The organism is Mycobacterium sp. KBS0706, from assembly GCF_005938675.2.
Taxonomy (GTDB): Bacteria; Pseudomonadota; Alphaproteobacteria; order DSM-16000; family Inquilinaceae; genus Inquilinus.
Window position 1 is genome coordinate 1 of sequence record NZ_VCCH02000166.1, and the last position, 9,256, is coordinate 9,256.

At 64.3% G+C, this 9,256-nt stretch carries 9 protein-coding genes and 2 pseudogenes; all 11 read right to left on the reverse strand.

Annotated elements, in window-relative coordinates; translation table 11 throughout:
• Positions 1-1,207: condensation domain-containing protein (locus tag FFK22_RS39525; RefSeq protein ID WP_306770247.1), on the reverse strand; the 1,207-nt coding region annotated here is incomplete at its 3' end.
• A 351-nt stretch (positions 1,208-1,558) separates the two neighbouring features.
• Positions 1,559-2,149, reverse strand: coding sequence for a YcjF family protein (locus FFK22_RS39530; protein ID WP_138893358.1), 591 nt, complete (start codon positions 2,147-2,149; stop codon positions 1,559-1,561).
• Between the two features lie 147 nt (positions 2,150-2,296).
• Positions 2,297-2,512, reverse strand: a complete 216-nt coding sequence (locus FFK22_RS39535) for an MbtH family protein (RefSeq protein WP_138893357.1) — start codon at positions 2,510-2,512, stop codon at positions 2,297-2,299.
• Complete coding sequence (locus FFK22_RS39540; RefSeq protein WP_143956937.1) at positions 2,509-4,797, reverse strand: amino acid adenylation domain-containing protein; 2,289 nt, start codon at positions 4,795-4,797, stop codon at positions 2,509-2,511. The genes FFK22_RS39535 and FFK22_RS39540 overlap by 4 nt, the downstream gene beginning before the upstream one ends.
• Before the next feature lie 420 nt (positions 4,798-5,217).
• Positions 5,218-5,634: a DUF4010 domain-containing protein gene (locus FFK22_RS44935; RefSeq protein ID WP_373683774.1), complete on the reverse strand. Its 417-nt coding sequence runs from the start codon at positions 5,632-5,634 to the stop codon at positions 5,218-5,220.
• Positions 5,635-5,689: 55 nt separating this feature from the next.
• Positions 5,690-6,517, reverse strand: a pseudogene (locus tag FFK22_RS44940) (acetate--CoA ligase family protein); the annotation flags it as partial.
• Positions 6,483-6,602, reverse strand: a complete 120-nt coding sequence (gene cydX / locus FFK22_RS39550; protein ID WP_138893355.1) for a cytochrome bd-I oxidase subunit CydX — start codon at positions 6,600-6,602, stop codon at positions 6,483-6,485. The gene cydX and the pseudogene FFK22_RS44940, both read right to left, overlap by 35 nt.
• Before the next feature lie 15 nt (positions 6,603-6,617).
• Positions 6,618-7,757, reverse strand: coding sequence for a cytochrome d ubiquinol oxidase subunit II (gene cydB, locus FFK22_RS39555; protein WP_138893354.1), 1,140 nt, complete (start codon positions 7,755-7,757; stop codon positions 6,618-6,620).
• A gap of 18 nt (positions 7,758-7,775) precedes the next feature.
• Positions 7,776-8,363 carry a cytochrome ubiquinol oxidase subunit I gene (locus FFK22_RS39560; RefSeq protein WP_138893353.1) on the reverse strand — a complete coding sequence of 196 codons (588 nt, stop codon included), beginning with the start codon at positions 8,361-8,363 and terminating at the stop codon, positions 7,776-7,778.
• A gap of 96 nt (positions 8,364-8,459) precedes the next feature.
• Positions 8,460-9,052, reverse strand: a pseudogene (locus FFK22_RS39570) (DUF6088 family protein).
• On the reverse strand, positions 9,040-9,256 hold a 217-nt coding region (locus FFK22_RS44150), incomplete at its 5' end, for a hypothetical protein (RefSeq protein WP_221939221.1). The gene FFK22_RS44150 and the pseudogene FFK22_RS39570, both read right to left, overlap by 13 nt.

Genomic DNA, 9,256 nt, shown 5'->3' on the forward strand with positions numbered 1-9,256 from the left:
GAAAGCGTCGCTGATGCTCGGCGACCTCGGAAGCTCCATAAACTTCCGGATTCGCATCGAAATCGATGCGGAGCCCCTCCTGCTGTGGCGAAGAATAGAGAGCAATCGTGAGATCCTCGACCGGCCCATGGGCGAGGTTGTGAAGCTTTGCGACCGCCTCGCCAAATCGGAGATTATAGTCAAACTGCATGACATTGATTGTCGGCCCATAAAGCCTCGACCCACTGCCGATCGAGCGAAGCTCCCGGATGAGACCCTCCGCTCGATAGGATTGATGTCGGAGCGTTGAACGGACCTCGGCAGCAACCCTTTTTACGATGTCCACGAACGACGATTTCGGGTCGACATGAACCCGGAGGGGCAGGACATTCGATATACTGCCGATGATCTTTCGCTCCAGGGCGCCGCGTCGTCCGAGAACGGGCAATCCAAGGCTAACGCGCTGCTCGCCGGTCGCCCTGCTGAGATAAACCGCCAATGCAGCGATGAACAGCTGCGGCCAGCTTGCTCCCGCCCCGGTCGCAACGGCGGAAAGCGCGTTGAACTCGGGCGCGGAAAGCACGTGCGTCTCACGCAGAAACGAGGACCCCGGCTCCGCCGATCCGGCGCCCAACGAGACGGCCTCGGCTCCGCCGTCGAGACGGTCGAGCCAGAACCGACGATCAGCCGCATACTGCTCGGACGCCCGGTATTTGCGATCCCGATCGAGGATCTCTTGTAGAAATCCGAACGCGGCCGGCTCGAAAGATCGCGACAATATCTGGTTATAGAGCTCACACAATCGCTGCGTGAACACAGATGCACTGTGCCCATCCATCACAATGTGGTGCAATTTTTGATAGAAAACAAACTCGTCAGCGCCAGTTTTGAACAAAACAAACGAAAACAATGCATCGCTGGTCAGATCAAGCGGCCTGGATAGATCGGCGGCCATCCACTGCGCAGCCCGTTTATCAGCGTCAGGCTCAAAGCTATAATCAAAAAACGGCATCTGCCATTCCGTATATGGCAACAATATCTGCACGATCTCAGTATCACTGCTTTTAATAAAGCAAGTTCTAAGAACTTCGATCTCAGATAGCCTGGTTTTTACGGCAGCCCGGAAAGCAGGAACATCGATATGCCCGCTGATCCTCAGATACTCGGCAATATTGTACTTGGTGTTCTGAGGATCGAGTTGCTGTGAGAGCCAGATCTCGCGTTGCACCGCGGTCAATGGCCAGCAGCGGTCCGTTACAGCGTCCAAAATCGTCCCCTCAACTGCACTCGGATGCCGCCGACGGCGATCCGCTATCATCCAGAAAGAACGCGCCGCCAGCGGGTGGGAATGAACGATGGCCTGTCGGCAAAACTCGCAAATGCAGAGCGGTCCGCGACATCAGCAACCCGCAATCCGCCATGCATGTGATTCGGAATCGAACGTATCGCAGTGCGGCTTCCGAACGGCTCCGCAGGGTCAAAAAGATACTACGCGACAAACACCACGAACGGACTGATCAAAAAGCACAACGAAGTTGTGCCTCAACATCCGATCCGCGTCCGAGCCCCCGAAAAGACCTCACGCCACTTCAGCTGCGGAGCCCGTGATCTTGGATTTACCTCTCTTGACCATAGATTTTCCACGGCTGTACATATCCTCAAAATACCTGCGATATGCTTCCGCCCGGAAGTCAACGAAAGTTCCACCCGATTCAAAATGCTGGGTGAACACCTTGCCGACGCCGAAGGTAAAGGCGCCAAAAGTCACGGGCACGCTCGCTGCGCCCAGAACGGTGCCAAAAAACGGGACCACCTTCACCACACTGCCCGCGATCGATTGTGCAGCTCCGATACCGCCGATGCTGGAAAACAGCGCAACAACAGCTGCCTTTCCGAGGTTCTCGGAATATGGCACCTCGTAGTGCTTCGATAGCCGCCGCAGCATCGCAAGCTGGATGACCAGATTGGCGGCGGCGTCAACCATCGGGATCGGAATCAGGCCCGAACCTGCACTCATCCAAGTATAATTCTGAACGATCTTTTCTGCCCCCGCGCGCCGCGCCCCGAGAAGGTCTTCCGGTGTCTCGACCGCTGCGGCGTCTGCTGCGGAATCGGGATCGGCCGCATCCACATCTTGGGCATCGATCTTATTTCCGGTTGAATTGGCCATCTCAAATTCTCCATCCGGTTGATATCGAGTTGAGAGTCACCGTATGACGCAGCCCTGATATGCCTCGCGGCGTGGCGATTCTGATCATCTTAAGGACCGACGTCCCACTCTAGAGCCGCTCGCGCACGAAGCTCAACCACTTCGTCCTTATTGCCTGTCATCCATTGCGTCGATGAGGCTTTTTGGCCGCATGTCGGTCCAGTGTGTTTCGATGTGGGAAAGGCAGGCGGCACGGGAATCCGGTCCGAAGGTTGTGGCCCAGCCGGCGGGAACGTCGATATAGGCAGGCCATAGGGAATGTTGTCCCTCATCGTTGACAAGCACCAAAAAGCTGCCGTCTCCGGTTTCGAACGGGTTGGTCATGGCAGAAGCTCCTCTGTTGATGAAGTCATGGTCTGTCTTGTCTGCTCGAGCGCGGCGGCGAGGATCGGGCCAATCCGGGCAAGAGCTTCCGGCCGCATCATTCTGCCGTGCTGGCAGGCGACGTCGTGGGCGATGATGCGGCCTTTTACATAGGGCTGCCAGGCGTCAGGCGAGCGCAGGTTCTCCTCTTTCTCCACGAGGGTTGCCCGGAAGAGCAACACGTCGCTGCGGACGATACCGGGGATAAATGTCTGGAGGATACCGGGGCTGGCGCGGAGGTTTGCAAACATCCGCTCGAGGACATCGCCGTCGAAGCTGGCGAGCGGAGCCCCTGGGCGGGTGAGGAAATGCTCCTTGACACGGGCGAACGAGAGCGGTCCCTCACCGAGGTCGATCGGCTCGCCGTCGAAATCCTCCATCAGTACAGCCAAGATGTCCTGGTCGGTTGATTGGGGCTGATCCACCTCAGGCCGCACGGGATAGCTGTCGAGGATGGCGAGCAGAGCGACCACTTCGTGCTGGTCTTGCAGTTTCGTGGCGATGGCATGGGCGAGAAGGCCGCCCAGGGACCAGCCGAGCAGATGGTAGGGGCCCTTGGCTTGAACGGTGCGAATCTGATCGAGATAGTCTGCGGCCATGGCGTCAATGGCGGCCGAGTGGTGGGTGGGGTCATTGAGGTTGCGCGATTGCAACCCGTAGACTGGCTGATCGGGCGGCAGGTGGCGCAGCAGGCCGGCATAGGGCCAGGCGAGGCCTCCGCCAGGATGGATGCAGAACAGGGGCGGCCGGGTTCCCCGCAGCCGCAAGGGCAGCAGGACGGCCAGCGCAGTGGCGGGGGCTTCGCTGGCGTCAATTCGCGCGTCCAGCGCCGCCACCGTCGGCGCCTCGAACAGCGTCCGGATCGACAGCTCCACCCCCAAGGTCGATCGGATCCGGCTCACCAGCCGCGTCGCCAGCAGCGAGTGACCCCCGAGGTCGAAGAAGCTGTCGTCCGGCCCCACGCCCTCCAGGCCCAGAACCTCCGCGAACAGCTCCGCCAGGATCTGCTCCTGCGCCGTCCGCGGCGCCCGGCTGACGGCCGTCCCATAGGACGGCGCCGGCAGCGCCCGACGGTCCAGCTTCCCGTTCGCCGTCAACGGCAGCGCCTCCAGCACCACCACCGCCGCCGGCACCATGTGCTCCGGCAGCCGCTGCCCCACATGCCGGCGCAGCTCCGCCCCATCAGGCGAGGCGCCCGCCGCCGCCACCACATAGCCCACCAGCTGCTTCTGACCCGGCTGGTCCTCCCGCGCGATCACCGCCGCCTGACCCACCGACGGATGCGACGACAGCGCCGCCGACACCTCACCCGGCTCGATCCGGAACCCGCGGATCTTCACCTGCTCGTCCGCACGGCCCAGGAAGTCCAGCACTCCGTCCGACCGCCAGCGGGCCAGGTCGCCGGTGCGGTACATCCGGCTGCCGGGAGTGCCGAACGGGCAGGCGACGAACCGTTGCGCCGTCAGCGCGGCACGGCCCAGATACCCCCGCGCCAGGCCCGCTCCCGCGATGTACAGCTCTCCCGACACCCCCATGGGCACCGGACGCAGCCCCGCATCGAGGACGTAGACCTGCGTGTTCCACATCGGAGCGCCGATGGGAATCGAAGTCGGCCAGCGGGCGACGTCTCGCGGCAAGGTATAGGCGGTGACGACATGGGTCTCCGTCGGTCCATAGTCGTTGTGCAGGGAGCAAAGCGGCTGGCTTCGGTAGAATGAGTGAACGCTCTCGTCGGCCGTCAGGGCCTCGCCGGCCTGGATGACGTCTCGCAAGACGGGAAGTTCCCGTTGCTGCTCGGTCGATGCTTCATAGATCACCTTGAGCACCGGATCGGGTGCGAACAGCTCCTCGATGGCATTCCGCTCAAGCCAAATGGCCAGGTCTGCGGGATTGCGCCGTGTCTCGGCGTCCAGAATGAACAATGTCTTTCCTGTGAACAGGGCGGACATCAGCTCGTGTGCCGAGGCATCGAAGCTCAATGCTGCAAACTGCGCGACCCTCGTCCCGGCCCGTCCCGGGATCACGGTGGCATGCCATGCCATGAGGTTGACGAGTGGCCCACCCGGCATGGCGACGCCCTTGGGCGTACCGGTCGATCCCGAGGTGTAGATGACGTAGGCGGGATGCATCTCCGCGCCTTGGCGCAGCGCGGCGACGCCCTCGAAGGCCGGGAGATCCGGATTGCGGGCTCGAAAGCTAGCTTCTGAAGGCGCTGACTGCCATTCCCGGCGTTGAAGCGCCGGCATTTGCGATGCCCGGCTTCATTCCGAAAATGGCGTGCCGTGGTGGATGAAAATGAGTACTACTCATTCGCTGTGACGCTGTGATTGGGGATACACATCACAGGCTTCCGCTGCCGCGGAAAACTGGCGGGTGCAAGGCGCCGTGATCGCTGCCCGAGTCGCGCTCCGTGGGAACAAGGAGCAGTGCAAACTCGGTCGAGGAGGAGACACCGTCGCTGCAATGCAAGTTTGGCGAGCTTAGAATCGCTGTCCGAGCGGCGCTGCTTGACCGGCCATTCGGTCGCCTGCTCCCACAGCAGGCGCGCCGGCGCGGATTCGACACGCACGGTTCATTCTTCTATCGCCGCCAAGCGGTCCCAGACTGTCGACCCGCACTCGATGGCGGTCCCTCCGCCGGGCCCTCGTGACCAGCCTTGCAGGCGTCTACCTGAAGATCACGAGCGCCACGCACAGGCCGGTCCCGAGCGCCGCTCCCGACGCCCCTGCTATGATCAAGGCGAAGCGTCGCGATCCAAGGATCGCACTGTACACCGATTTGGCGACCAGATTCGCGCCGACAGCCACCAGGATGGACCATTCGAGTTCGCGTACGGGAACGGCAGGAAGGTCGGTCTTTGCGACCGACAACATCACGGCGTCGATGTCCACCAGACCCATAAGACCGGAGGTCGCGATGATCCCCTGCCCTCCCAAGTGTGCCGCGGCGAAGCGGACCAGGGTCATGGCAACCGCGATCACCGCCGCTAACTGGAAGATGGCCCCTAAGCTGAATGGATTGCCGACGGAGCGAGGCGCTTCCGGCTCGACGTGCATCCGAAGACCGATGACGATCGCGATCATGGCCAAAAACGCAGCGATGGTGCCGAGAATGGGAAGCAGTTCCGGCAACACCGCCGAGATCGGATTTGTGGGTGATGTCGGGCGACAGGATCTTCAGCGCCACCGGTCCCAGGAAGCCGGCCGCCGCTTCAGCCGCGGCATCCGGGTCCGCGGCGACGCTGCGGGTCCGCACGACCGGGATGCGGTAGGCCTCGAGCACCTGCTTGGATTCGGGCTCGGTCAGCATCGACCGCCCCTCGGTCAGCGCCGCGGCGATGACCGATTTGGCCGCAGCCGGATCGGGCGCGAAGTCCTGCGGCAGTGCCGGCGGCGTCTCCATCAGCAGCGCCTGGTTTCGGCGGTAACGGACGAGATGCATGAAGGCGCGCGCCGCCTGGCCGGGCGTGGCGTAGCTCGGAATCCGGTGCTCGGCGAACAGCCGGCGCGCGGCCGCGACAGCGCCTTCGCCCAGCCAACAGGTCAGGATGGGTGGGCGGCGGCCATCCCGCTTCGCCTTCTCCTCCATCGACCGGACGACGGCCTGTGCCGCCTCGATCGGATCGGCCACGGCGGTCGGGCAATTCATCACCAGCACCGCGTCCTTCCCAGGATCGGCCAGCATCGCTTCGAGGGCGAGTGCGTAGCGCTCGCCCGTGGCGTCGCCGATGATGTCGACCGGGTTGCCGCGGCTCCAGGTCGGCGGCAGCGCCGCATCGAGGTGCGCCATCGTCTCGGCCGAGAGACTAGCTATGGTGCCGCCGGCGTCGCCCAGCGCCTCGGTCGCCAGAACGCCGGTGCCGCCGCCATTGGTCAGGATCGCCAGCCGGTCGCCGTCGACATGCAGCCGGCTGGCCAAGGTCTCGACCGCGTCAAACAGTTCGGCCAAGTCGAACAGTCGAGCCATCCTCGTGCAGCTCGAGCCACATGGCATTGAGAATGGAGAAGGCGCAGGCGAAGCCGACGCCAAGAACCCAGGCGAAGTACCACATTGGTATTTCTCCCCGTCAGTAGGAGTGGGCAGAGGTATCGGAGACATGGGCGAGGGTCACGCGGCCGCGCAGCACGCAGTAGACCCAGGCCGTGTAGGCGATGATGAGCGGCAGGAAGACCACGGTCGCCCCCAGCATGATGGCGAGGGTCAGGCGGCTCGAGGAGGCGTCCCAGACCGTCAGGCCGGCGCTCGGGTCGAGCGAGGACGGCAGCAGGAAGGGGAACACGCTGAGACCCGCCGTCGCGATCACGCCCGCCACGCTGAGCGCGCTCGACACGAGCGTGAGGCCGCGCCGCCGCAGGCCGGACAGCGCGATCGCCCCGAGCGCACGGAGGAATGCGAGCGCGGGTGCGGCCAAGTTCCATGGCTGCTCTCCATAATTGGCCAGCCAGGCCCCGGAGGCTCGCACCACCTGCTTCAGCAGGGGGTTAGACGGCCCGTCACGCGCCACCGTGCCGACGATCGCATAGCCGTCAATGCCGATCGCCACCCAGAGGCCGGCAACGGCGAACAGTGCGATCAGGGCGATCGCGGCCAAGTGCATGAAGGTGACCGCGCGGGCGGCCACCGGCTCCGCCGCCTTCAGCGCCAGCCAGGCGCCGCCGTGCATGACGAGCATGGCGACGCTGACCAGGCCGCAGAGCAGCGCGAAGGGGTTGAGCAGCCCGAACAGGGTGCCCTCGTAGGTCATCCGCAGCGTCTCGTCGAACCGGAAGGGCACGCCCTGCAGCACATTGCCGAAGGCGACACCGAAGATCAGCGACGGCACCAGCCCGCCGACGAACAGCGCCCAGTCCCAGGCCCGGCGCCAAGTCGGATGTTCGATCTTGGAGCGGAACTTGAACGCCACCGGCCGCAGGATCAGCGCGACCAGAACCAGGAACATGGCCAGGTAGAAGCCGGAGAAGGCGACGGCGTAGAGCGGCGGCCAGGCGGCGAAGATCGCTCCGCCGCCCAGGATGAACCAGACCTGGTTGCCTTCCCAGACCGGGCCGACGGTGTTGATCACCACCCGCCGCTCCGCGTCGGTCCGGCCGACGAAGGGCAGCAGCGTCGCGGCCCCGAGGTCGAATCCGTCCATGACGGCGAAGCCGATCAAGAGGATGCCGAGCAGCGCCCACCAGATCAGGCGCAGGATTTCGTAGTCGAACATGATGCGATCCTCGCGGGGCTATTCGGCCGCGGCCGGTGCGGCGGCCAGGCCGGGCTCGGCCAGGAGGTCCGGCTCCGAAGGCGCGGGGCCGAGGCGGATGGCCTTGGTCATCAGAAAGACGTCGACGATGAGCAGGACGGAATAGATGGCGACGAAGCCCAGGAGCGTGGTCAGGACGCTGCCCGCCGACAGGTTCGACACCGCCAGGAAGGTCGGCAGCACGCCTTCGATCACCCAGGGCTGCCGCCCCACCTCGGCCACGTACCAGCCGAGCTCCGCCGCGATCCAGGGCAGCGGCAGCGCCCACAGCGCGACCCGCAGGAAAAGGCGGGACGTGTGCAGGCGGCGCAGCGAGGCCAGGGTGAAGGCGACGGCGAAAAGGCCGATGAAGAAGAAGCCGAGCCCGACCATCAGCCGGAAGCTCCAGAACAGCGGCGAGACGTTCGGCACCGTGCTCCAGGCCGCCTGCTCGATCTCGCCTTCGGTGGTCGCGAGGACGTCCGGGCGGACCGCCTTCAGCAGCAGCGCGTAGCCGAGATCGTCGGCATGGGCGGCCAGGCGGGCGCGGACGTCCGTGTCGTTGCGGTTGGCCTGCAGACCACCCACACGTCCTTCTCAGGAAGGTGTGCCGGGAGCCCCGATCGATCGGCTGCGACGCTCAGTGCCTCCCGGCGATCTCGGAGCGGGAGGCTCAGAAAGGCATCATCCATGCGCAGCTTTCCCCACGCTTCGCGCGAGCCACGTCGGAAGCTGCGGAGCTGCCGTGACCAACTCGTTGAAGGCTGCCGGCGGAAGCTTCCGCTTCAACGTCTTCAACGCAGCCTCCGCCTTCTCCGGCCCAAGCCAGGCCAGCGCGCGCACCGCCGCGCCGGCCGGCCGATACGCCATGGCCAGCTGCCAGCGCGGAGCGTGACGAAGTTCAATGACTTGCTTGCCGAGATTCATCTTCCGCGTCCGCCCGGAGGTCAGATAGACCGACCGGACCGGCACCTGCGTCGTGAGGCCGAGGGTGTTGGCCGCAGCCGCCCCGCTCGGGACAATCACTTCGCCACGCTGATTCGCGAGCGCCTCGACGGCCTTTTCCACGGACGGAGCCCTCGAACCGAACCGGCTCGCAACGGGGAGAAGGTAGACGCCGCGACCTGCCCGAAGCAATCGTCCCCGCTCGGCCAGACGCGACAAGGCCTGATCCACCGCGGCCCGATTGCCGAGGTGGAGCAAGCTCTTAGCAGCTACCGGCATGCCTTCCGGCAGCCCTTCGCGTGCGCAAGGATCTGTTCGGTCAATCGTTGCATGGCTTTACCTTGTCAGAAATATACGCAGTTTTCTGACAGCCTTCAACGGACACCGCTTGAGGGCGTCCCGGCGCTACAGAGGGCGTCCTTATCCAGCAAACCGTCGAGGCATCCGCTTGCGACACGATCGGCCCCGCGCTCGTCGCGACGACCAGCGCCTCGGCGACATGCCGGGCCAGCGCACGGGCCCTGTGTAAGAATCGT